This window comes from Enterobacter sp. ECC_219_Taxon_10 (assembly GCF_058354905.1).
Genome location: NZ_CM178005.1, coordinates 587,404 through 609,171, shown reverse-complemented (window position 1 = coordinate 609,171; position 21,768 = coordinate 587,404). Strand labels below are relative to the sequence as shown.

The following is a 21,768-nucleotide window of genomic DNA, read 5'->3' as shown; positions in this document are numbered from 1 at the left end:
ATCCTTATCGTCGGCGGGCCAGCTCCCGCTGTATATGATCCAGCAGAATATCGATGTTAATGGGTTTACGCAAAAATGCAGCGGCGCCCAGCCTGAGAGCGTACCGCTGCATATTTTCATCAGCATGACCGGAGATAAAGATCACGGGCGGCGGGGGGACGGCCAGCAGCCGCAGCGTTTCAAACAGCTCCAGGCCGCTCATGCCCCGCAGCTTGATATCGGCGATCACCATCGCCGCGCCGGACAGGGCGAGCGGATGACTCAGAAATACCTCTGCCGAATCAAACGTGTCGGCGGCATAGCCTTCCGACTCCAGGAGATTACTCAGCCCGCTGCGGACGGAACGTTCGTCATCAATGATGGCAATGCGCCACGGCAGCGTCATGCTGTCTTTCCTCTAAAAATCATTAAACGTCGCGATCGTCCTTCGCGGGCGCAGGAGGCGCCGTGCCGCTGATTTTCGGTACGCATTCGTGACGAAACCAGGCGAGGGTAAGCGGTTCGCGACTCAGTAAACGCCGTCCCACCGGGATGAGCTGTTCGCCCACCAGCATGCCAAACAGGCCAAGCAGGGCGACAACCGGCGGCGCCGGGGAATGGACGTCGAGCAGAGCGTAAATTACCCCAGCACCCACGCCGCATACCAGAGAAATTATCCATGCTTTCATGAGGTCGCTCCCGTCTGCGATTTGGCCTGCGGAACCGTCACCTGAGGCGGCGGCGCGCCGTCGCGGGATAACAGATGGCGCGTCGCCTGTTCACCCGCCAGCATCCCCAGCAGGCCAATCAGCGCCAGCGCGGGCGGCGCGGGGGAGCGCACCTTCAGCACGGCATACATCAGGCCAATCAACACGCCTGCCGCAAGGGATATCAGCCCAGTACTCATTGTGAACTCCAGAGAAAGAGGCAGCGGCGAGCCGGATGAGGGACCAGCCCGCCAGCGGAACTTAGCGTGCCGGAACAGGCGCTAAGGTGCGGTGCTCGCTCTTCTGGCGAGACGGCGCTTTGTGCACCATGGTGTAGGCGTAATCTACGCCCATGCCGTACGCGCCGGAGTGCTCGCGCACGATATCCATCACCGCGGTGTAGGTCTCTTTACGCGCCCAGTCGCGCTGCCACTCCAGCATCACCTGCTGCCAGGTCACCGGGATCACGCCCGCCTGGATCATGCGCTGCATCGCGAAGTCGTGGGCTTCTTTGGAGGTGCCGCCGGACGCATCCGCCACCATATAAATTTCGTAGTCGCCTTCCAGCATCGCGCACAGGGCAAAGCTGTTGTTGCACACTTCGGTCCACAGGCCGGCAACCACCACCTTCTTCTTGCCGTTGGCCTTCAGCGCGTCACGTACCTTCTGGTCATCCCAGGAGTTCATGGAGGTACGCTCCAGGATGTCCTGGCCCGGGAAGACGTCCAGCAGCTCCGGATAGGTGTTACCGGAGAAGCTTTCGGTCTCAACGGTGGTGATGATGGTTGGAATGTTGAACACTTTGGCCGCTTTCGCCAGCGCCACGGTGTTGTTTTTCAGCACCTGGCGGTCAATAGACTGCACGCCAAACGCCATCTGTGGCTGGTGATCGATAAAGATTACCTGACAGTTCGCAGGGGTTAACACTTCGAGCTTTGAAGAGGTCATAGCATTTTCCAGTGGTTAAGGGTAGAAATCGCCGTGAGTGCCACGACGATAAAGTCACCCTCATCCTGCGGTTTTCCGTCGCCGCGCGTAATTATCTCTTCGTATAGTTAACCTTAGGTATAGTTATACCTTGGTATACCTATCCTATTGTATAACTGGATCTTTGCCGAAACCGGTTCCCATAATCCTGACCATTCCCCCTCTCAGTCAGGAGCAGTTATGGTTACCCTCGGTAAAGCCGATCTCATTCTGGTTAACGGCCAGTTTCACACCGTCGATCGCGAAAATCCTGTCGCGGAAGCCGTTGCCGTGCGCGACGGAAAATTTCTGGAAGTGGGTACCGTCGCCGAGGTGATGCAACACCACTGCGACGGCACCAAAGTGGTGGACCTGAAAGGCCACACCGCCATCCCCGGCCTGAACGACTCGCACCTGCACCTCATTCGCGGCGGGCTGAACTACAACCTTGAGCTGCGCTGGGAAGGCGTGCCGTCCCTGGCCGACGCCCTGCGGATGCTGAAAGAGCAGGCCCTGCGCACGCCATCGCCCCAGTGGGTGCGCGTGGTGGGCGGCTGGACCGAGTTCCAGTTTGCCGAGCGCCGCATGCCGACCCTGGACGAAATTAACGACGCCGCGCCGGATACCCCGGTCTTCATCCTGCACCTGTACGACCGCGCCCTGCTCAACCGCGCCGCGCTGAAGGTGGTCGGCTACACCAAAGACACGCCAAACCCGCCGGGCGGCGAGATCCAGCGCGACGCCAACGGCAACCCGACCGGGATGCTGATCGCCCGTCCGAACGCCATGATCCTCTACGCCACGCTGGCCAAAGGGCCGAAGCTGCCGCTGGAGCAGCAGGTCAACTCCACCCGTCAGTTCATGCGCGAGCTGAACCGCCTGGGGCTGACCAGCGCCATCGACGCGGGCGGCGGCTTCCAGAACTACCCGGAAGATTACGAGGTGATTGCCGAGCTGCACGAGAAAAAGCAGATGACCATCCGCATCGCCTACAACCTGTTTACCCAGCGTCCGGGCCACGAGCTTGAAGACTTTGAAAAATGGACCGATATGCTCACGCCGGGCCAGGGCAGCGACTTCTTCCGCCACAACGGCGCAGGGGAGATGCTGGTCTTCTCCGCCGCCGATTTTGAAGACTTCCTCGAACCGCGCCCGGACCTCGCGCCGGGCATGGAGGACGAGCTGGAGCGCGTGGTGCGCCATCTGGTGGAGCACCGCTGGCCGTTCCGCCTGCACGCCACCTACAACGAATCCATCAGCCGCATGCTGGACGTGTTCGAGAAGGTGAACCGCGACATTCCGTTCAACGGCCTGCACTGGTTCTTCGACCATGCGGAAACCGTTACCCAGGCCAACATCGACCGCATCAAAGCGCTGGGCGGCGGCATTGCCGTGCAGCACCGCATGGCCTTCCAGGGCGAGTACTTTGCCGAGCGTTACGGCATCGAAGCCACCCGCCACACGCCGCCGGTGGCGAAAATGCTGGAGACCGGCGTGCCGGTGGGCTTAGGAACGGACGCTACCCGCGTGGCGAGCTACAACCCGTGGACCGCGCTCTACTGGCTGGTCTCCGGCCGCACCGTCGGCGGAATGCAGATGTACGACCACAGTGCCCGTCTGGATCGCGATACCGCCCTGATGCTCTGGACTCAGGGCAGCGCGTGGTTCTCCAGCGAGCAGAACCAGAAGGGGCAGATCAAGGTCGGCCAGCTTGCCGATCTGGCCGTGCTGAGCAAAGACTACTTCCGCGTGCCGGAAGAGGAGATCAAGGGCATCGAGTCCGTCCTGACGGTGGTCAACGGCGACATCGTCTACGCCGCAGGCAGCTTTGGCCCGCTCGCGCCGCCGGCCATTCCGGTTCTGCCCGAGTGGTCCCCGGTGGTGAAGGTGCCGGGCCACTACCGCAGCGCGCCGCCGCAGGCCGCACGCGTCGGCTTGAGTGTGGCTCACCACTGCAGCGGCCCGTGCGGGGTTCACAGCCACCAGCATGATTTCGCCCGCACGTCAGAGATGCCGGTGTCCGACGATAACGCTTTCTGGGGGGCGCTGGGCTGCAGCTGCTTTGCATTCTGATGAAAAACACCACTATGCCGCCCCGGGTCGACCTGGGGCTGTTCTTCCTGCGCCTGACCGGCAGCCTGCTGCTGCTCTACGTGCACGGCCTGCCGAAGGTGCTGCACTTCAGCGAAGAGCTGACGCGCATTGAAGATCCGTTTGGCTTCGGGCCTTACGCCAGCCTGATCCCGGCAATATTCGCTGAGGTGATCTGCCCGCTGTTTATCATTGCGGGCGTGTACACCCGCCTGGCGTGCCTGCCGATTATCGCCGTGCTGCTGGTGGCGATGCTGGCGGTCCACCCGAACTGGTCGATTGCCGAAGGGCAGTTTGGCTGGCTGCTGCTGATTATCTTCACCGCCCTCGCCCTCACCGGGCCGGGCCAGTGGCGGCTGCAGCGTAAGGCAACGGAGAGGTTCGCATGACCCAGGTTAACGACGTTCGCGACGCACACGTCGAGACGACGCCCGCGCAGGCGGTTTCGCCGTGGCAACCGCTGAGCCAGCCGGTGTTCCGCATGCTGTGGATCGCCACGGTGGTCTCTAACGTCGGCTCATGGATGAGCGACGTCGGCATCAACTGGAGCATGCTGACCCTGAGCGCCGACCCGCTGGATATCGCGCTGGTACAGGCGGCCAGCAGCCTGCCGATGTTTCTCTTCGCCCTGCCGTCCGGGGTGATGGCGGACATCGTCGACCGACGTAAATACCTGCTCTTCTCCCAGCTGTGGGTGTTCATCGCCGCCGCCGTACTGACGGTGCTCTCCTTCACCGGACACGTCACCCCCACCGTGCTGCTGGTGGCAACGTTTCTGCTGAGCGTGGGCGCGGCGATGAGCTCGCCGCCGTTCCAGGCCGTGGTGCCCGATCTGGTGAGCAAGCCGGAGCTGGGTGCCGCCGTGGCGCTGAACTCGCTCGGGGTGAACATCAGCCGGGCGATTGGCCCCGCGCTGGGCGGTTTTCTGCTGTCGCTCGCCGGGCCGTGGATGGTGTTTGCCCTGAACGCGCTGTCCGTGGTCGGCGTGGCGTGGGTGCTGTGGCGCTGGCGTCCGGCGCCATCCGTGCAGCGCCTGCCGCCGGAGCACTTCTTCTCCGCGGTGCGCTCCGGCATTCGCTACGTGCACGCCGCCCCGGTGCTGCGCAACGTGCTGGTGCGCACCGTGGCCTTCTTCGTTTTCGGCAGTGCGGGCTGGGCGCTGCTGCCGCTGGTGGCGCGCCGCGAGCTGGGCTTAGGCCCGGCGGGCTACGGCGTGATGCTGGCGTGCATTGGCCTGGGGGCGATTGCCGGGGCGATCCTGCTGCCGCGCCTGCGCCAGCGGCTGGACGCCGACCGCCTGATGGTGGCCGCCAGCCTGACCTTTGCCCTCACCATGCTGGCGCTGGCGTTTGTGCGCCACGTCTGGCTGCTGAACCTGTTTGAGTTCTTCACCGGCTTCGCGTGGATTGCGGTGCTCTCCACCCTCAACCTCGGCGCGCAGCGCAGCGCCGCCCGCTGGGTGAAGGCCCGCGCGCTGGCGGTCTACCTGACGGTGTTCTTCGGCTCGATGACCACGGGCAGCGCCATCTGGGGGCAAATCGCCTCGCAGTTCGGCACCCCAACCTCGCTGGTGGTCGCCACGCTGGGGATGGTGCTGGCAAGCGCAACGGTGTTCCGCTGGAAGCTGGAGAAAGATCCGGACCTGAACCTCGACCTGAGCGGCCAACCGCTGGACGGCGTGGAGATTGAGCTGCCCAACGAGCGTGGCCCGGTGCTGGTATCGCACGAGTACATCATCGACCCGCACAACGCGAAGGCCTTCCTGGAGGCGGTACACGAGCTGCGCCGGGTGCGCCGCCGCGCCGGGGCGATGAGCTGGGCGGTGTACGAGGATATTGAGCGCCCCGGTCTGTTTATCGAGACCTTCCTGATGGGCTCCTGGATTGAGCATCTGCGCCAGCAGGAGCGCCACACCATGAATGACCTCCTGCTGCAGAGCCGCGTTCTGGCTTTTCATCAGGGCACAACATCACCGGCAATTCGCTATCTGGTCGCGCCGGTTTAAACATAACAATCACCTGTAGAGGAAGACACTATGGCAACGTTTAAGGCAAAAGACGGCACGCAGATTTACTACAAAGACTGCGGCGCGGGCAAACCAGTTCTCTTCAGCCACGGCTGGCCGCTGGACGGCGACATGTGGGACAGCCAGCTGAACTACCTGGCGGAGCGCGGCTTCCGCGCCATCGCCTTTGACCGTCGCGGCTTTGGCCGCTCGGATCAGCCGTGGAACGGCTACGACTACGACACCTTTGCGTCCGACATCAACGACCTGATTACCACTCTGGATCTACGCGACGTGACGCTGGTGGGCTTCTCCATGGGCGGCGGCGACGTGACGCGCTACATCAACAACTACGGCAGCGCGCGCGTGGCCGGTCTGGCGCTGCTGGGCGCGGTAACGCCAATCTTTGGCAAATCCGACTCCTTCCCGCAGGGTGTGGATCAGAGCGTGTTCGACGGCATTCGCGACGGACTGCGTAAAGATCGCGCCCAGTTCATCAGCGACTTCGCGACGCCGTTCTACGGCACCAACGCCGGGCAAACCGTCTCCGCCGGTGCCCTGACCCAGACGCTGAACATCGCCCTGCTGGCGTCGCTGAAGGGCACCATCGACTGCGTGACCGCCTTCGGCGAAACCGACTTCCGCCCGGATATGGCGAAAATCGACGTGCCGACGCTGGTTATTCACGGCAGCAACGACCAGATCGTGCCGTTTGAAAGCACCGGCAAGCTGGCGGCGGAGATGATCAAAAACGCCACGCTGAAGGTGTACGACAACGCGCCGCACGGCTTCGCGCTGACCCACCAGGATCAGCTCAACGAAGATCTGCTGGCGTTTGTGAAGTCGCTGTAATCCTTTAAATGCGAAGCCTGATGGCGCTTCGCTTATCAGGCCTACAAGGGCTGATCCTGTAGGCCGGGTAAGGCGCAGCCGCCACCCGGCGCTTTCGCAGACGCGTTCCGCTCCGCCAGCAGCCGACAAATCTCCGCATGCTTCTCCTCGGTGAAGGTAAAGCGCGACATAAAGCCCATGCGGATCAGCGACCCAATCGCCGGTAACAAACAAATCCCGAAGAACAGCCCCGACAGCACGCCTTGGCTCTGAATTTGCGCCTGCGGCACGTAGCCGATCATCGTCAGAAACACGCCGATTAACCCGCCGCCTACCGCCACCGACATCTTGCCGGTAAAGGTCTGCCCGGAGAAGGTAATCGCCGCGCAGCGCTTGTGGGTGTGGTACTCCGCGTACTCGATGGTGTCGGCAATCATCGACGAGGTGAGGATGTTAGTCATCATCACGAACAGCGTGCTCAGGCCGAGCAGAATAAACAGCATCGTCACCTGCTGATAGCCGACAAACCACATCACCACGCGCACCGCCACGTCCAGCCCGCAGAGGATCATAAACAGCTTCCGCTTCTGCATCCGGCGCGTCAGCATCGGGGCAACCAGGCACAGCACCGCCGCCACGATCCCCATCACACCAATCGCCATCTGCAGGCTGCCGTCGCCCAGGTTGTTGATAAAGAAGTAGATATACAGCCCGCCCGCCACGTTGTGGAACACGCAGAAAAAGAACGACAGCAGGACGATAAACAGCGGCTTGTTCTGGCGCAGGTTGTGGAAGGTGTCGCGGATGGTCACCTTCTCCGGGCTCGGCGGCACGCGCTCTTTGATCTGCATAAAACCGTTGAGCATCAGCGGCAGGCCCACCAGCATCATCACCAGCGCCGCCATAAAGTAGCCTTTATCGTTGCTGTACTGGGCGAAGAACGCCGCCAGCTTCGGGAAGAAGATGTTGGCGCAGGCAATCCCCGCGTTCACCCCGAGCATCGCCGCCGTCACCGCGCGGGTGCGCTGGGCGGAGTCATTGGTCATCACCGACGACATCGACCAGAACGGGATATCGGAGATGGCGTACAGCGTCCCCCACAGGATGTAGGTCACCCCGGCGTAGAGGATTTTAGTGGTCATGTCTGCTTCGATTTTATAGAACGACAGCAGCGTGACGCCGGTGATCAGCAGCGGCGCGATCAGCAAAAAGTGGCGAAACTTGCCGAACCGGCTGTTAATGGTGTCCATAATGCTGGCAAACAGCGGATCGTGAACCGCGTCCCACGCGCGGGCAATCAGGAAGATGGTGCTCGCCGCCAGCGCCGAGATCCCCAGCACGTCGGTGTAAAAATAGTTAATAAACGAACCCACTAAACCAAAGCTAAAACACTGACCTAAACCATAGCCAAAATAAGACCACAACTCGCGAGACGGTATTTTCATTGTCGTTGCCATTGATATATGCCTGCCTGGTTGCCCGGCGGTCGGCCGCCGGGTCGATATTATTAACCCTGAACTTTCGGGGCGATCTTGCGCAGCTGCTGCATTAATGCGATTTCACGGCGCGAGAACGGAATGCCGTTCTCCTCAAATACGTCGTGGAACCACAGGCGGCAGTAGTCCGTGGACTCCTTCATCACCACCGGCCACGGCAGCCACGTCTGGGTTTTGCCGCGCACCAGCCCCCACTGGTACGGCGCGACCTTCGCCGCGTACATCAGTGGAAGCTGCTCTTCGATGGTGCTGCCCACGTGACGCGCCAGCCATTCGGTGCAGAACAGCGGCCGACCGAGCTGTTGCAGCTGCTGGATAATCGCCGTCATCCGCCCGGTGTGGGTGTAGGCGTGGAAGCTCACCACGTCCGAGAGCGCCAGCGCGGTCTGGTCCAGCGGGTGCTGGAAGAACGTCTCGCCCTCCTCTTCCTGCGGCAGACGCCACGCGCAGACGGTGAGCGGCTGGGTTGGGTCTTCTTCACGCACCCACTGGAACGCCAGCTTCATCAACTCATGTGCGCAGGTCTCCAGCTTCGCGTCGTACTGCACCTCCTGCGTGCCCGTCGCGAAAATGCCGCGGTTGCCCGGCTCGTTGTAGAGATCCCACAGCAGCACGCGCTTATCGTCGCGGAACTGGCGAACAATGTCGCGGATATAACGCTCAATGTCTGCCCGGCAGTCGGGATCGCACACCCTGTCACGCCCCGGGCTCGCCGCCGCCTGGCTGTTGTGCTTGCCCGGCACCGGCGGCTTTTGCGGGCCGAGGTACGGCTCGTCGCCGGAGAAGCCGCAGTCGTCCATCAGAGTCAGCATGGTGCTGAACCCGTGACCGTCGGCAATCGTCAAAAACTGGTCGATGCGCGCCATCAGCCCGTCACGGTCGTGCTCCCAGACGATAAACGGCAGGTTGATGCGCAGGGTGTTATAGCCCGCGTCCGCCGCCCAGCCCAGCTCGCGCTCGATGGTTACGGCATCGAAGGTCTCTGCCTGCCAGATATCGGTCCAGTTCACCGCCGTCGACGGCAGATAGTTGAACCCGCACAGCCAGCCTTTTTGCTCGTACCACGCCTGTGCCTGCTCCCTGCTCCACTGCTCTTTCATTACGCGTCCTCTTACTGATAATATTTAGCTAATAAATATTAGTTGCGGGATAAATGCGCAAATCACGGCGCACCGAAAAGCGACGGCTCTCACAAAGTTCACGCTTCGATGAATGAGAAACGTGATCGACGGCGCTAAAGCGTGCGGTTAGGGTATGATGCGAAATCGCGAAAGGGAGAGGACGGATGAAGCGAAAAACGAAAGTGACGATGAACGATATTGCGCGGGCGGCAGGGGTGTCGCAGGCGACGGTATCGCTGGTGCTTAACCAGTCCCGCAACATCAAGCTCAGCGACGACACCCGCCAGCGGGTGATTAGCGTTGCCACCGAGCTCGGCTACGACCGCCTCCCCGCCGTTCACGCCCCGCGCAACCAGGAAGAGATCGCCCTGCTGGTCTGCTCCATGCAGAGCTTCGACCCGTTTATCGACGCCATCAGCCAGGCGCGGGAAGCGGCGTGGCGCAACGAGACCCTGCTCACCGTCTACGACTACGGCGACGACATCGAGCTGGCGCTGAACATCATCCGCCAGCTCGAGAAGCGTAACTGCATCGGGATTATTCTCGCGTCTCCGGTCACCACGCAGGTGGACATGACGGCCTTCCAGGACTGCACCCGCATCCCGCTGGTGCTGCTCAACCAGCGCGACCCCGGCTCGCCGCTGCTGCCGTCGTTTATCCCGGACGACTACGCCAACGCTTTTCAGGTGACTAAACACCTCATCGCCTGCGGGGCCACGCGCATCGCCCACATCACCGGGGAGAGCTGGATGGAGGCCTCGCGCCAGCGTCTGGCGGGCTACCAGGCGGCATTACAGCAGGCCGGACTGACGTGCGACGACGGCCTGGTGCGCCAGACCAACTGGCAGTTCAGCGAGTCCTTTACCGCCACGACTTCTCTGCTGGAGCTGACCGAGCGCCCGGACGCCATCTTCTGTGCCAGCGACTGGCTGGCGATTGGCTGCTATCAGGCGCTGGCGGTGAACGGCGTGCGCATCCCGCAGGACATGCTGCTGGCGGGCTACGACGACCAGAAGATTTCCGAGCAGCTCACCCCGCCGCTGACCAGTATCCAGCTGCCCTACAGCGAGCTGGGACGGCTGGCGGTGGAGTACCTGTGCAATCAGGAAGATGCCGCCACGCACGTGACGCTGGCGGGCAGGCTGAAGGTGCGCGCTTCAAGCCTCGTCTGAGGTAAACACCATGCCCGCATAGGGCTTCTCGCGACACGCCGCCAGCCGCGCGGCGAGGCTGCCCACGTGCAGCTCCAGCTTGTGCCCGTCCGGGTCGAGAAAATAGAACGACGCCCCCTCGCTTTTATTCTGCTTCCAGACGGTGACGCCCGCCTGCTCCAGCCTTTGCGAGAACGGTTCAAAATCCGCTTCCGCCACGGTAAACGCGTAGTGGGTATAGTCGCTCTCCTGCGGCGGCACGTACTGGCGCGCCTCGTCGTACGACAGGCAGACCCACAGTTCGCCACAGGTAAGATAGGCCCCGGTATTCCAGCGGGCGTGCAGCGTCAGGCCCAGCAGCTCGTGCCAGAAGGTGACGCTTTTTTGCAGGTCGCTGACCGCGAGGGTCAGGTGGTTGAGTGATTGCAGCATGACGTGCCCTTTTGTTTTTCGCGCCGGACGTGGTACGGTAAAAGCATGAACATAAACCACGCCGTGCTCACCGTAAACCGCTGGTGGCTGCCTTCTTAAAGGCGGCACGGAGTAGTTTTCCCCATTTTCAGATAGCCGCCGAAAGGCGGCTTTCTCACATCTAAGACCCCTTTCGGCAACTGCACATTAAGGAGTCTTTATGAACGCACCAACTATCCTCACCGGCGACCGCCCAACCGGCCCGCTGCACCTCGGCCACTTCGTCGGATCGCTGCGCCAGCGCGTGGCGCTGCAGCAGACGCACAACCAGTTTGTGCTGATAGCCGACCTGCAGGGGCTGACCGACAACGGCAGCAACCCGCAAAAAATTCGCGACAACATTCCCGAAGTGCTGGCCGACTACCTCGCCGCGGGCATCGACCCGAACCTGACCACCGTCTGCCTGCAGTCCGCCCTGCCCGCCCTCGCCGAGCTGACGATGCTGTATATGAACATCGTCACCGTCGCCCGCGTGGAGCGTAACCCGACGGTGAAAAACGAGATTGCCCAGAAAGGCTTTGCCCGCTCGCTGCCGGTCGGGTTTATGGCCTACCCCATCAGCCAGGCAGCGGACATCACCGCGTTTAAGGCCGAGTGCGTGCCCGTCGGCGACGACCAGCTGCCGATGATTGAGCAGACCAACGAGATTGTGCACAAGATGAACAGCCTGCTGCCCGCCCCGGTGCTGCGCCACTGCAAGGCGATGCTGAGCGACACCAGCCGCCTGCCCGGCATCGACGGCAGCGCCAAGATGTCAAAATCGCTGGGCAACACGCTGCACCTTTCGGCCAGCGAAGAGACCATTCATCGTGCGGTGAGCGCCATGTACACCGACCCGAACCACCTGAAGGTGAGCGACCCGGGGCAGATTGAGGGGAACGTGGTGTTTACGTATCTCGACGCGTTTCATCCGGACAAGGAGAAAGTGGCGGCGATGAAGGCGCACTATCAGGCGGGCGGGCTGGGCGACCGGGTTTGTAAGAACGAGCTGGAGGCGTGCCTGCAGGAGCTGATTGCGCCGATGCGGGAGCGGAGGGCGATATATATGCAGGACAAGGGGGAGCTGATGGCAATGCTGAAGCGCGGGACCGAACGGGCGCAGGGAGTGACGCAGGAGACGTTGAGGGAGGTGAAGGTTGGGCTGGGGGTGCCGGTGTTTAGTTAAGTTAGATTTAGCGGTGGAGTGCGTGGGATTGGCATGAAACCGCTGATTATCTCATTAAAGATGAAATTGATACCTCTAACAATTCTTAATTCCATATTTAGATAAGATAAATTGCTTCAATCACATTAATATTACATTGATAAATCCTTTATTGCGTATTTAAAGGATTATTATGGCTGATGTAGAAGATATAGCCCGGAGATTATGCAACATTATCGCTTCTCCTGATACAGTTACTGGGCTTATAAATGGAGGGTTATCTGTACCGCTAGATTATGGATATCTGGTTTATGGTATCTTTGACACGGATACCAGATATGCTCGTGAAACTCAACGCATACGAATGATTACTGCCATAAAAAATGACAGTTTGAATTACGAGAATATTGTCAGCGCCGTCAAAGTTATACTTAAAGAATTCAACAGATATTTAACGGAAGCGGAGCAGGATAAAATATACAGATCTGTAATGACTTCAATTGCAGGTAGAGTATCAACCAATTTTATTGCATCCACTATCGCGAAGCATGTTATTGAAAGAACATCTTTTACGTTTGTTGTTTTTAAAGGGAAAGGTAACCCAATCACAGCACTGAGCACACTTCTTTTATTTGGGGGAATGGCTGAACGATCAATTAGGACATCTGACAGACTCAAAGCAGAAGCCCCAGAGGTATATCAACTTCTGAGGTCCAGAGACTATGACCTGCTTTATTTTCTTTTCGCTGATGCCGTCCAGCCTTTCGTAGATGCTATCCATGCAGGTTATTCAAAAGGCAAACCTGTATTTAATCAGATCATGAAGAAAGTTAATGAAAAACTAACAACACACACTATGGCAGGCGCGTATGAGTAAGTTTATCATCCCAATTATAAATCTGCTTCTTTGCTCATATTTAGTTTTAGCCTATATCCTTTGCTGGGTAGAATTCGAAACCTGGCATGATAAAACAATCGCCTTTTGCATCATTACCATAAGTGCTTACATTATTTCATTTGTAATGAATAAATTCCTGCCAGGAAAGATACATATTTTTGGCGGGATCCTGGATGTGTTATCAGGTCCCTTACTGATCATCGGTGCATTTGCTTGTATAGCTGTCCTTGAACCATGGCCGCTGAAAATCATTGGTTTATTCATATGGGTCGTGGCGATGTTACGCCTGTCTTCTTTTGTAAATATAGATGAGGAATAATCATGTCAAATCCAGCATATCTTTGGTTAACCGATGCTAATGGCTCACCAGTCGTAGGAGGTTCCATGGTGTCCGGTAGGTTAGGCGCTATTGAATTAAAGGCGGTCGCTCATCACCTCACCATTCCTGTGAGTGGAAACACAGGCCGACTAACAGGTACCCGTGTACATACACCAATTGCCGTTCAGAAAGAGTTTGATAAAACAACACCGGTTCTCATCAGGGCACTGTGTGAAAACCAAACGCTAAAATCGGCTACGATAAAAATGTATCAAATTGATGATGCAGGAATCGAGAGAGAATATTTCAACATTATCCTGGAGAATGTAAAAATCACGGGTATCACGCCAAATCTTTTCCCGGGTTCTGGAACAGGAACGCATACAGAGACGATCGAGCTAAGATATGAGGCAATCACCTGGAAACATTGTGATGGGAATATAATTTACAGAGATGCCTGGAATCATATGGCAATAGCTTGAATCGACTTATAATTTCGCGGGCCAGTATATCTTTGTTCTTGCTGGCTCACACAAGCGGAGCACCGCCGGGAAGCGCTGGCGATTATTTCTACCGCTTTAATGGAGAGCATCATGTTGGAACCTACTCTCTCACAAGTCATTGAGGTTGTTCGAAACTCCTCAGGTGAGCATCGTAAACCTATCGATAGCAACACCTGGATTGAGGCCGATTTGCATATTTGCGGTATGGACGGCGAAGACCTACTGGAAGACTGCGAAGAAGCGTTTGACGTTCAGCTTGCCACGGAAGAAGATGGCTATATGAAAACATTCTCTCTCGCAGAGAATGAGTATCTGTTTACGGGTGAAGGTATAGACTTTTTTGGCATCTGTCGGTTTATCCGCTGGGTACGTGGCATACCCGAACCTGTTATACGCGATTTAACCGTCGGCGAACTTCATGCTGTGCTGGTTAAGGCTGTGAAAGAGCAGGTAAAGCACGAGTGATTTTTACTTACAACGGGCATGGGATGACATGCCCGTTTTATTACTTAAGAGTTACATTAGATGGGAAGCTTGGTTACTCCGACATCGCCTTCCCTGTTCCACGCTTAACAGCCGGTATATCACCGGTATTATTTAGCGCTCCCGGAAACGTCTTCAACCACTGCGCGACTTTCTGCTTATTTATATTCACCACGCTCATACCTTCCAGGCAACCCCATAATTCTCTTGTATGCTGTGGCGTAATCACAATGCAGTCTTTCATGGCGCGGATTTTTACCGGCATACCGTTGATAAAGCCCGCGCGGGTTAACCACTCGCCGCCCAGGAGAAGGTATTTCATGTCTATTCGTGCATACAGCTCGCAGCAGGCGGCACTGTCCTGCGGCGTTTCCGCGCGGGGATGGACGGGGGCTGCGTTGGGCTGGTTGCCGTGAAGACGGCGGGCGCTGTTTTTGCGTACCAGCTCGCGGTTTTCAATCATGCCGGTGAAAGCATCTGATTCTGTTTTGCAAACAGTAAACTCTGGCTTAAAATTCGTCGCAGCCATTTTCAACTCCTCGATAGTTGGTTGTGGTTAGCGGTATGGGGGTGTTGCAGCACCTTCATATCGCGAATTGTTCATTAAATATTCTTCAATATTTCCTTTGCCGTTCGGCGTAATTTCTGGTGCTCATTATACCGTGCTGAATATAAATACAGCGGTTTGGTGCGGGGTAAATTTAGAATTTGCAAGGGAGATTCAGGAAAAGGGTTGGGTCAGAGAAATTACGCAGCGAGGACTATCAGAATATAAGGTGAGCGCCCGCATGAACCTCAGAGCAACCATTCGCCGATCTGCGGGCTGGCAATGAGTCGTTTTATTATCAAGTTCGGTGACCGACTGAGCGATCACCTTTAATACAATGGCAGTTACACAGCATTACGGACAGGCTCCTTTGAGAGGATAAGCGTTAATAAAGAGGAGGCACTCAATGCCTCCTTTCTATTTGTTACGCTCTTACGTTCCAATCGTCCGTATACTGGACATTACCATCAACATAACGCCAGGTGATTTTGTCATACATCAGGGAAACAGATTCCATGTGGTTGATCTGCGAGTTTCCTGCCATTTTAGCGTTTGGCATCCCTGGGTTAATGCCCGTCACTTTCACACCCTCAATGGTCATGACGAAGTAGCACTCTTCTTGTCCTGCATGGTTAATGCGATACCAGCGAATCTCCGCACTTTTCAACGTTTGACCGGTGGCAACGGCTTTGTATAGGTACGGGCTGGAGCTATCAAACTCCTTTTCAATCATCATCGGAGAATGTGAACGCTTGCCAGTAATCTTGCCGTTGGCACTGTCTACTGGAATGTTCAGACCATGACTAAAGCCAACAATCTCTATACTCCCCTCATGATCCTGAACGTCTAAGGCTCCTTTGATGTCTGCGCCGCCATCGTCAGCCACATGTAAGCCGGAATAGGCATTTTACAAACTCCTTTTAGTTGTGATTTTCTTCGTGATGAACCAGTAGCAAACAATCGTTAAGAGCAACTGAAAGCCCACAATCGCCGCTATTGTGAAATTTGAATACGTTTGATCCGGGAATAAAGACTGATAAGGCAGTAAGCGAAATAACGCCCAAAACAGGAAGGTAAACCCGAAGATTTTAGCTAACCGTCGCAATGTTGAACTGAACCACTCTCTGGGGATACCAGCTGGACTAACTTTGTGAGTCGCGCCACGGTACGCCGTGGTAATAGCGCTCATGACAGGTACGCTGATTAATGTATTGATTAAGATGCTAAAGTAGCCGTCTAACGATTCCCAAACTTCTGAATCAGGTTCACCTAAAATGAAGCGGGTAAACTTGTCGGCGCTTTGGAAATCGAAAAGCTCCGTAATAGAATTAACTAATCCATCATACGGAACCATTTCAGCAACGATCAGCACAACAACAGCGAACAGCACTATCTTGATGAATAAACTAAGGGCATGTTTTGCCATTGGAGATCACCTCAATCGTGCCGTATGCCTGTAGCTTCCTCATGCAAGGAACATCTATTTTTTGGCTTCTCAACAGAGCATTACGCAACATGGCAAAATCAGAATCATGTGGGAGAGTGATACAACCTTCTGATAGTACGCCTGGATGCAAACGGAAATTGCCACGCTTAACGCTCTCAATCCATGTGTAATCATCGCTCCCCCAATCATCACGCCATAATGCGAACCATTCAGAATGTTTGAATGTTGCACCATTGGCGAAGTGATTATAAATGTCTCTTCCCACTGCGTTTAGCTGTGACTTGAGTCCACCCTGAGGGCGGTCAACAATCCAGTATTTACCGCTGGTACTGGCCCCTCTTTGGGGATCATTCCACATGCCCCACGATTACGGTAAGCACCATTACCAGAGAAAGCTAAAAAAGTGCCTATACCAGGAAACGATAACGGGGAGTAGTACGCATCATTAATTACAAACTTTCCATGTAGAGCCATAGATAACCCTTTTATCTATAATGACTTGTTGGCTTATCGTACTCCTACGCAATCGGACATAAGAAGGTTTTCTTCCGAGAGACTTCTGATTTTCAGATAATAGCCCGTTGGTGGTAAGACAACGTGTAAGGCCGTTAAGCGGTAACATCAGAGGTGTATTAGGAAGCTAAGTTTATCAAGTTGACCATGTGCCCTCAGGGGCGAGACCGAACCGCTGGCAGTGTAAGTATCCCGGCAAAAACGAACCATTCACTTTTAGAGATCTTCCGACATACTGATTATGTCCGCCTGAGGAGCCCGCCTTGCGTAAAGCCCGATTCACTGACCACTAGTTCATTGCCGTTCTGAAGTCCTTCGTAGCCGGACGTGCCGTTAAGGATGTCTGCCGCGAAGCCTGTATCTCTGAGGCCAGCTATTAAAATTGGAAAGCAAAATATGGCGGGATGGAAGTAGCTGATATTTAAAAAACCAAAGATCCGGAGGATGAAAATCGTCGCCCAAACAGATGTTTGCCTGTTTCAGCCTTGAATGCCGGGCTCTGAAAGACGTTACCAAATAAAAGCTTTAAAAACCGCGATAATCCGTGAACTCGCCAGCTATCTGACGGCGCAATTTGCCATGAGTTTACGCTAGGCCTGCAGAACATTATCGCTGAGCAGGAAGATTTATTTTTACCAGCTCGATGTCCGGGTGATGGAGCGGTGATCCAGGCACTGACTGAGCTGGTAGAGCGCTATCCGCGCTACGGTTTTAGAAGTTGTTTCAACTGCTGCGCAGGCGAGGCAATACCTGGAACCATAAACGCGTTCATCTGCATTACATTGAATATAAATACAGCGGTTTGGTGTGGGGTAAACTTGGAATTTGCGAGGGGGATTCAGGAAATAATGTTATGTACGGTAAGGTCATGTTTTTGTTGATTGCGAGTTGATTGGTCTGGGTTTTGCGATCATCATCGCAATTATTTACCTTCTACCGTAACGCGATGGCTTCCAGCACAACTCTCGAACAGGCAATTGACGACATCACCATCTGGCGCAAAGGCGAACAGCGGGCGCCACATAAGCCTTTATTGCTTCTATACGTGCTGGTGAACTATCAGCAGGGGCATGCGCGACTGTTTGATTATGGAACCGAGGTCCACGAGCAGCTGCTTGGCCTGTTAGAACGCTTTGGCCCATAGAGGAAAGCGCATTACCCGAATATGCCTTTCTGGCGGCTCAAAGGCGACGGTTTTTGGGATCTTCAGAATACTGAGTTCTACTCGACTACTGGCAGTAAGCAACCGCCTGTTAAAGAACTTGTAGAACATAACGTCGCAGGCGGATTTGATGAAGAACACTTTTCGCTACTGAGTAAGAACAAAAACCTGATCGGCTCGCTGGAGCAGCAGATCCTTGAAGCGCACTTTCCTGAAAGTATTCAGGAAGAGCTCGTGGATGAGATGGGTTTTGATATCCAGCAGATCCGTAAGGTTCGAGATCAGCTGTTCCGCTAGCAGGTGCTGCGAGCCTATAACTATGAGTGTGCAATCTGCGGGTTTAACATGCGACATGATAACGCCTCTGTTGGACTTGAAGCCGCGCATATCAAGTGGAAGCAGTCTGGTGGACCGAGTGAGATCCCGAGTGGACTGGCCCTGTGTGCAATTCATCATAAGGAGTTTGAAAAGGGATCGATTGGGCTGGATGAGAGTATGCGGGTACTCGTATCTGAGGCGGTGAAAGGGAATGGGATCGTTGGGCGGTTGTTCTGGGATTTTGCCGGGAAGCAAATTGCGCTGCCGGTGGTGAAAGGGAATTATCCAAGAGAAGGATTTGTGGAGTGGCATAGGAAGGAGGTGTTTAGAGAATGAGTGCGAAGGCCGGACTCAAACATCGCACTTACCTCATTGGTTTATATGCCATTTTATGAATACAATATAATCTATACCATCATAAATACCATCACGCAACATAGTCATTTAACCTCATAACGCAATTTTTTAGTGAAGTAAAGATAAAAATTGAACCGATACCCAAATGATGGTATTCTACAGGATGGTTTTCAATTCTAACATGGATTTAGGAAGCACTAATGCTTAACTTTGAACAAGTGCTAAACGACATCGAAAATCTTCTCTTTGGCAAACAGTTACAGCCAATAAACCCTGCCACGCCTCCGTTATGCATTATAAGCATTGATCGTGAAAACGGTAAATATAAAGTCTCCTCTAATTCTGAAACTAAGACACGTTCATTATCAGAGCTTGAAGCTATTTTTGCTAATTTAAATATTAGAGGTTTTTGTAATGTAGAACAGGTACTTTACGGTAGTTCTTCGAGCAGGAACCAACCAGAAACAATTTTTGCTAACTTACCTTACATTCAACATTTTAAATATGAAAAGAAAAAACATCTTTTATTACGTAACCATAATGTCCATGATGCAGCAACCTTGTCAGAAATTCAAGGTTCTGAGTTTAGAACAATAAGAAAAAAAATTGATAATTTTCTTAAACTGAATCTTGGAAAGATCTACGAGCAACAAATTTATTTAGTCAAAAGCCTTGACGAAGCTTACGAAACTGTTTTGAAAAAATATCCTTCAGAATTGGCATCAAGAAAGGTTGAGAGCACTCTAAATAGATTTAAAGAGCTATCAGCTGAGATGGCAAATTCAGTTGTTACACTTGATAATAATATTCAATTGCCAACATACAATGCTACCAACAATTCCACTCTGGAAGAGATTCTTGAGTCGTCTGAAACATATGGAGTTGATGATGGTGATAATAAGACAAGTTCATCTGAAATAAAAACACTACAAGCTAAATTAGGCGTAGCAAGAATAAGTTCAAAAACACCTGTTTTATCTTTAATATTTGATAGAGTTCAGTTTGGCGATATTGAACTACAACCTGATTTCCAAAGGAAAGATCGAATTTGGAATGATGAGAAAAAATCCAAATTGATTGAATCAATCCTTTTGAAACTACCATTACCAGTCTTCTATTTTGGGGAGCGAGTTTCAGATGAAAAATGGGTTGTTGTTGATGGTTTGCAACGTATTACTACAATCTACGATTTTATCAGTGGTGAATTTAAGCTTTCAAAGCTTGAAATCTTGAATGATTTAAACGGTAAAAATTTTAGAGAACTATCACGGACTGAACAGCGATCAATAAGAGAATATGAAATCACGGCATACTTTATTGAAATGAATAAAGATAGCACAGATCTCATAGTTGAATTATTCCATCGTATAAATACATATGGAGTAAAATTAAGTGATCAAGAAATACGTTCTGCCCTTAATCAAGGATCAAGCGTAAAATTCTTACGTTACTTGGCTTCTAAATATGAGTTCAAACAAGCAACCCATGGAAAAGTGAAGCCTGATAGACAGAAAGATATGGAGCTTTGCCTCTCGGCTCTTGCATTTATAACTATTGGTTTTGAAAATTATACCTTCAATTCTTACGATAAGTTTTTATCAAGAGCAATGGAAATACTGAACACCTACAAGTTAGATCTTTTGAATGAAAAAGAGATAGATTCAGGCAATGCATCTATATCCAAGGATAATTTTGAATATTCAAATATCGAAAAACGATATTTGAGAGCTTTAAACCTTGCATCTGATGTTTTTGGCGATTTAGCCTTTATTAAAGATCCAGGCTCAAACTCTTCTCCCATAAGTAAACAACTTTATGAAGTAATAATTTATTACTTTTACAAACTTTCTGATGAACAAGAAATGATGCTTCTTAAAAATTCGGAAAAATTAGTAGATACTTTATATTCTGCTATTGAACGAAATGCAAGGGAATATGCCCATTGGGACTCTCAAACTTATATTGAATTAGGGCGAGGTTTCAAAGATTCCATTTCTACTTCAACCGGTAAGAAAATCACAATACTGTATAGATTCAACTCCTTTGCGAAAATTCTCAAACAAAGCACTGGTATTGTTATAAAAGATATTAATAAGGACATCATGTAATGAATCAAATCAAGTCCATAAAACTGGAAAACTTCAAATCTTATAAAAATCAAAATTTCAACATTTCTGGACTCAATGTTTTTTGTGGCAATAACTCTGTGGGTAAAAGCACAGTTATGCAAGCTATAGCTATGATATTACAGTCTGATTTCGGTAGTAAAAGTGACTTAAAATTAAACGGTGACTTAATCAATATTGGTCGAATTGACGATATCTTCAATGATTTTACCTCTGCCGAAGACAAGTTAAGCATAACAATTTCTACCAGTAACTGTGAAGTGCGTTGGGGTATCACAAAAGAAGACTCTACAATTATACGTAATGAACTCCCTTGTATTTCAGGTTTAGAGGATATTATAACACTAAAAGACTTCGTAACCATAAGCAACTTCCAATATATTGAGGCTGAACGTATCGGCCCACGAGATAATATTCCCTTATCACAACATAATTTCCATAGTGATTGGTTAGGAAAAAAAGGGGAATATGTTATTGAAGTATTAGATACTATAATGAATAAACAAGATAGACTGATACTGGACAATGAAAAACCCAATAAAGATGATCCACGAATTCATCATAAATTAAATAGTGTACGAGTTGCGAGCAACATTCAGGCATGGATGGACGAAATATCTCCAAATTATAAAATCCAGCCTAAACTAGAAGTTAATGCAAACATTGCTTATAACACAATACAGGCTGAGTCTGGAAAACAAACTAAACCCAAAAACATTGGTTTTGGTTATAGCTATGCTTTGAGTATTGTTTCAGCATTACTATTAGCAAAACCGGGCGAATTAGTAGTATTAGAAAACCCAGAAGCACATTTGCACCCCAGAGGACAAAGCTATATGGGTAGATTGATAGCTTACACTGCTCAAGCGGGAGTACAGGTATTGATAGAAACTCATAGCGATCATCTCCTCAACGGAATTCGTGTCGTAGCAAGAACATCTCATGACTTTTCACCTGAACTAATTTCGTTATTTTATATTTCCCATGAGAATAATGAATCTACTGCAGAAAAGATAGCTATTGGCAAAGATGGAAAACTTTCAAGTTGGCCGAAAGGATTCTTTGACCAGCAATCAATTGATATGTATACAATTATGACAGGCTCTTTTGATACCCCTGACTCAATGAAATAA

The 21,768-nt window shown here is 52.8% G+C and carries 21 protein-coding genes and 4 pseudogenes; 14 read left to right on the top strand and 11 right to left on the bottom strand.

All coding sequences use genetic code 11. The features are described 5' to 3' along the window. Nucleotides 1-4: 4 nt before the first annotated feature. From AC4ICF_RS02830 to AC4ICF_RS02815, 4 genes are all read right to left on the bottom strand, one after another. Nucleotides 5-385: a response regulator transcription factor gene (locus AC4ICF_RS02830; protein WP_316379768.1), complete on the bottom strand. Its 381-nt coding sequence runs from the start codon at nucleotides 383-385 to the stop codon at nucleotides 5-7. Nucleotides 386-407: 22 nt separating this feature from the next. Beyond that, a complete protein-coding gene (locus AC4ICF_RS02825) occupies nucleotides 408-668 on the bottom strand; it encodes a XapX domain-containing protein (protein ID WP_116343926.1) in 261 nt (86 codons plus the stop codon). Beyond that, nucleotides 665-886 (bottom strand): DUF1427 family protein, encoded by a 222-nt coding sequence (locus AC4ICF_RS02820; RefSeq protein ID WP_252002870.1) that lies wholly within the window; start codon nucleotides 884-886, stop codon nucleotides 665-667. The genes AC4ICF_RS02825 and AC4ICF_RS02820 overlap by 4 nt, the downstream gene beginning before the upstream one ends. Before the next feature lie 61 nt (nucleotides 887-947). Continuing rightward, nucleotides 948-1,634, bottom strand: a complete 687-nt coding sequence (locus AC4ICF_RS02815; protein ID WP_028015361.1) for a hydrolase — start codon at nucleotides 1,632-1,634, stop codon at nucleotides 948-950. A gap of 219 nt (nucleotides 1,635-1,853) precedes the next feature. Between AC4ICF_RS02815 and AC4ICF_RS02810 the strand changes: the two genes are divergently transcribed. From AC4ICF_RS02810 to AC4ICF_RS02795, 4 genes are read left to right on the top strand one after another with little or no spacing between them, the layout of a single operon-like run. Beyond that, a complete protein-coding gene (locus AC4ICF_RS02810) occupies nucleotides 1,854-3,725 on the top strand; it encodes an amidohydrolase (protein WP_163330736.1) in 1,872 nt (623 codons plus the stop codon). Beyond that, nucleotides 3,725-4,132 (top strand): DoxX family protein, encoded by a 408-nt coding sequence (locus AC4ICF_RS02805; protein ID WP_316379769.1) that lies wholly within the window; start codon nucleotides 3,725-3,727, stop codon nucleotides 4,130-4,132. Before AC4ICF_RS02810 ends, AC4ICF_RS02805 begins: the two co-directional genes overlap by 1 nt. Beyond that, entirely contained in the window at nucleotides 4,129-5,748 is a 1,620-nt protein-coding gene (locus AC4ICF_RS02800; RefSeq protein WP_316379770.1) for an MFS transporter, read from the top strand. The genes AC4ICF_RS02805 and AC4ICF_RS02800 overlap by 4 nt, the downstream gene beginning before the upstream one ends. A 30-nt stretch (nucleotides 5,749-5,778) precedes the next feature. Then, entirely contained in the window at nucleotides 5,779-6,600 is an 822-nt protein-coding gene (locus tag AC4ICF_RS02795) for an alpha/beta fold hydrolase (protein WP_069601666.1), read from the top strand. 41 nt (nucleotides 6,601-6,641) lie between these two features. Here AC4ICF_RS02795 and AC4ICF_RS02790 read toward each other — a convergent pair whose 3' ends face one another. Together AC4ICF_RS02790 and AC4ICF_RS02785 are read right to left on the bottom strand one after the other, a co-directional pair. Then, nucleotides 6,642-8,036 carry an MFS transporter gene (locus AC4ICF_RS02790; protein WP_100122295.1) on the bottom strand — a complete coding sequence of 465 codons (1,395 nt, stop codon included), beginning with the start codon at nucleotides 8,034-8,036 and terminating at the stop codon, nucleotides 6,642-6,644. 50 nt (nucleotides 8,037-8,086) lie between these two features. After that, nucleotides 8,087-9,175 carry a cellulase family glycosylhydrolase gene (locus tag AC4ICF_RS02785; RefSeq protein ID WP_316379771.1) on the bottom strand — a complete coding sequence of 363 codons (1,089 nt, stop codon included), beginning with the start codon at nucleotides 9,173-9,175 and terminating at the stop codon, nucleotides 8,087-8,089. A gap of 185 nt (nucleotides 9,176-9,360) precedes the next feature. Between AC4ICF_RS02785 and AC4ICF_RS02780 the strand changes: the two genes are divergently transcribed. After that, nucleotides 9,361-10,368, top strand: coding sequence for a LacI family DNA-binding transcriptional regulator (locus AC4ICF_RS02780; protein ID WP_316379772.1), 1,008 nt, complete (start codon nucleotides 9,361-9,363; stop codon nucleotides 10,366-10,368). Here AC4ICF_RS02780 and fosA read toward each other — a convergent pair. Further along, on the bottom strand, nucleotides 10,354-10,779 hold the full coding sequence (gene fosA, locus AC4ICF_RS02775; protein WP_193532435.1) for a FosA/FosA2 family fosfomycin resistance glutathione transferase: 426 nt from the start codon (nucleotides 10,777-10,779) through the stop codon (nucleotides 10,354-10,356). The genes AC4ICF_RS02780 and fosA overlap by 15 nt on opposite strands. A gap of 199 nt (nucleotides 10,780-10,978) precedes the next feature. On the opposite strand from fosA, the gene trpS reads away from it, so the two are divergent. The 5 genes from trpS (at nucleotide 10,979) to AC4ICF_RS02750 (ending at nucleotide 14,147) form a co-directional block, all read left to right on the top strand. Further along, complete coding sequence (gene trpS / locus AC4ICF_RS02770) at nucleotides 10,979-11,983, top strand: tryptophan--tRNA ligase (RefSeq protein WP_439210010.1); 1,005 nt, start codon at nucleotides 10,979-10,981, stop codon at nucleotides 11,981-11,983. Nucleotides 11,984-12,155: 172 nt separating this feature from the next. Then, nucleotides 12,156-12,839: a hypothetical protein gene (locus AC4ICF_RS02765; RefSeq protein WP_316379774.1), complete on the top strand. Its 684-nt coding sequence runs from the start codon at nucleotides 12,156-12,158 to the stop codon at nucleotides 12,837-12,839. Next, nucleotides 12,832-13,179: a hypothetical protein gene (locus tag AC4ICF_RS02760; RefSeq protein WP_194515314.1), complete on the top strand. Its 348-nt coding sequence runs from the start codon at nucleotides 12,832-12,834 to the stop codon at nucleotides 13,177-13,179. Before AC4ICF_RS02765 ends, AC4ICF_RS02760 begins: the two co-directional genes overlap by 8 nt. A 2-nt stretch (nucleotides 13,180-13,181) precedes the next feature. Next, nucleotides 13,182-13,661 carry an Hcp family type VI secretion system effector gene (locus AC4ICF_RS02755; RefSeq protein ID WP_194515313.1) on the top strand — a complete coding sequence of 160 codons (480 nt, stop codon included), beginning with the start codon at nucleotides 13,182-13,184 and terminating at the stop codon, nucleotides 13,659-13,661. A gap of 114 nt (nucleotides 13,662-13,775) precedes the next feature. Next, nucleotides 13,776-14,147 (top strand): hypothetical protein, encoded by a 372-nt coding sequence (locus tag AC4ICF_RS02750; RefSeq protein ID WP_316379827.1) that lies wholly within the window; start codon nucleotides 13,776-13,778, stop codon nucleotides 14,145-14,147. 73 nt (nucleotides 14,148-14,220) lie between these two features. On the opposite strand, the gene AC4ICF_RS02745 is transcribed toward AC4ICF_RS02750, so the two are convergent. From AC4ICF_RS02745 to AC4ICF_RS02730, 4 genes and pseudogenes are all read right to left on the bottom strand, one after another. Then, nucleotides 14,221-14,694 (bottom strand): SymE family type I addiction module toxin, encoded by a 474-nt coding sequence (locus tag AC4ICF_RS02745; protein WP_316379775.1) that lies wholly within the window; start codon nucleotides 14,692-14,694, stop codon nucleotides 14,221-14,223. Nucleotides 14,695-15,136: 442 nt separating this feature from the next. Beyond that, nucleotides 15,137-15,618, bottom strand: a pseudogene (locus tag AC4ICF_RS02740) (Hcp family type VI secretion system effector). A 1-nt stretch (nucleotide 15,619) separates the two neighbouring features. Continuing rightward, nucleotides 15,620-16,138 carry a hypothetical protein gene (locus AC4ICF_RS02735; protein ID WP_316379776.1) on the bottom strand — a complete coding sequence of 173 codons (519 nt, stop codon included), beginning with the start codon at nucleotides 16,136-16,138 and terminating at the stop codon, nucleotides 15,620-15,622. Then, nucleotides 16,119-16,633: pseudogene (locus AC4ICF_RS02730) on the bottom strand (DUF2778 domain-containing protein). Before AC4ICF_RS02730 ends, AC4ICF_RS02735 begins: the two are co-directional and overlap by 20 nt. A gap of 335 nt (nucleotides 16,634-16,968) precedes the next feature. Here AC4ICF_RS02730 and AC4ICF_RS02725 point away from each other — a divergent pair. From AC4ICF_RS02725 to AC4ICF_RS02710, 4 genes and pseudogenes are all read left to right on the top strand, one after another. After that, nucleotides 16,969-17,453: pseudogene (locus AC4ICF_RS02725) on the top strand (transposase); the annotation flags it as partial. Between the two features lie 165 nt (nucleotides 17,454-17,618). Beyond that, nucleotides 17,619-18,488: pseudogene (locus AC4ICF_RS02720) on the top strand (phosphorothioated DNA-binding restriction endonuclease). Between the two features lie 221 nt (nucleotides 18,489-18,709). Then, nucleotides 18,710-20,617, top strand: a complete 1,908-nt coding sequence (locus AC4ICF_RS02715) for a DUF262 domain-containing protein (protein ID WP_049102098.1) — start codon at nucleotides 18,710-18,712, stop codon at nucleotides 20,615-20,617. Next, nucleotides 20,617-21,768: a DUF3696 domain-containing protein gene (locus tag AC4ICF_RS02710; RefSeq protein WP_061380453.1), complete on the top strand. Its 1,152-nt coding sequence runs from the start codon at nucleotides 20,617-20,619 to the stop codon at nucleotides 21,766-21,768. The genes AC4ICF_RS02715 and AC4ICF_RS02710 overlap by 1 nt, the downstream gene beginning before the upstream one ends.

Excerpts from the sequence above, each read along its gene's own strand:
- AC4ICF_RS02830 (WP_316379768.1), bottom strand. The coding sequence starts at position 385 with ATGACGCTGCCGTGGCGCATTGCCATCATTGATGACGAACGTTCCGTC.
- AC4ICF_RS02825 (WP_116343926.1), bottom strand. The coding sequence starts at position 668 with ATGAAAGCATGGATAATTTCTCTGGTATGCGGCGTGGGTGCTGGGGTA.
- AC4ICF_RS02820 (WP_252002870.1), bottom strand. The coding sequence starts at position 886 with ATGAGTACTGGGCTGATATCCCTTGCGGCAGGCGTGTTGATTGGCCTG.
- AC4ICF_RS02815 (WP_028015361.1), bottom strand. The coding sequence starts at position 1,634 with ATGACCTCTTCAAAGCTCGAAGTGTTAACCCCTGCGAACTGTCAGGTA.
- AC4ICF_RS02810 (WP_163330736.1), top strand. The coding sequence starts at position 1,854 with ATGGTTACCCTCGGTAAAGCCGATCTCATTCTGGTTAACGGCCAGTTT.
- AC4ICF_RS02805 (WP_316379769.1), top strand. The coding sequence starts at position 3,725 with ATGAAAAACACCACTATGCCGCCCCGGGTCGACCTGGGGCTGTTCTTC.
- AC4ICF_RS02800 (WP_316379770.1), top strand. The coding sequence starts at position 4,129 with ATGACCCAGGTTAACGACGTTCGCGACGCACACGTCGAGACGACGCCC.
- AC4ICF_RS02795 (WP_069601666.1), top strand. The coding sequence starts at position 5,779 with ATGGCAACGTTTAAGGCAAAAGACGGCACGCAGATTTACTACAAAGAC.
- AC4ICF_RS02790 (WP_100122295.1), bottom strand. The coding sequence starts at position 8,036 with ATGGCAACGACAATGAAAATACCGTCTCGCGAGTTGTGGTCTTATTTT.
- AC4ICF_RS02785 (WP_316379771.1), bottom strand. The coding sequence starts at position 9,175 with ATGAAAGAGCAGTGGAGCAGGGAGCAGGCACAGGCGTGGTACGAGCAA.
- AC4ICF_RS02780 (WP_316379772.1), top strand. The coding sequence starts at position 9,361 with ATGAAGCGAAAAACGAAAGTGACGATGAACGATATTGCGCGGGCGGCA.
- fosA (WP_193532435.1), bottom strand. The coding sequence starts at position 10,779 with ATGCTGCAATCACTCAACCACCTGACCCTCGCGGTCAGCGACCTGCAA.
- trpS (WP_439210010.1), top strand. The coding sequence starts at position 10,979 with ATGAACGCACCAACTATCCTCACCGGCGACCGCCCAACCGGCCCGCTG.
- AC4ICF_RS02765 (WP_316379774.1), top strand. The coding sequence starts at position 12,156 with ATGGCTGATGTAGAAGATATAGCCCGGAGATTATGCAACATTATCGCT.
- AC4ICF_RS02760 (WP_194515314.1), top strand. The coding sequence starts at position 12,832 with ATGAGTAAGTTTATCATCCCAATTATAAATCTGCTTCTTTGCTCATAT.
- AC4ICF_RS02755 (WP_194515313.1), top strand. The coding sequence starts at position 13,182 with ATGTCAAATCCAGCATATCTTTGGTTAACCGATGCTAATGGCTCACCA.
- AC4ICF_RS02745 (WP_316379775.1), bottom strand. The coding sequence starts at position 14,694 with ATGGCTGCGACGAATTTTAAGCCAGAGTTTACTGTTTGCAAAACAGAA.
- AC4ICF_RS02735 (WP_316379776.1), bottom strand. The coding sequence starts at position 16,138 with ATGGCAAAACATGCCCTTAGTTTATTCATCAAGATAGTGCTGTTCGCT.
- AC4ICF_RS02715 (WP_049102098.1), top strand. The coding sequence starts at position 18,710 with ATGCTTAACTTTGAACAAGTGCTAAACGACATCGAAAATCTTCTCTTT.
- AC4ICF_RS02710 (WP_061380453.1), top strand. The coding sequence starts at position 20,617 with ATGAATCAAATCAAGTCCATAAAACTGGAAAACTTCAAATCTTATAAA.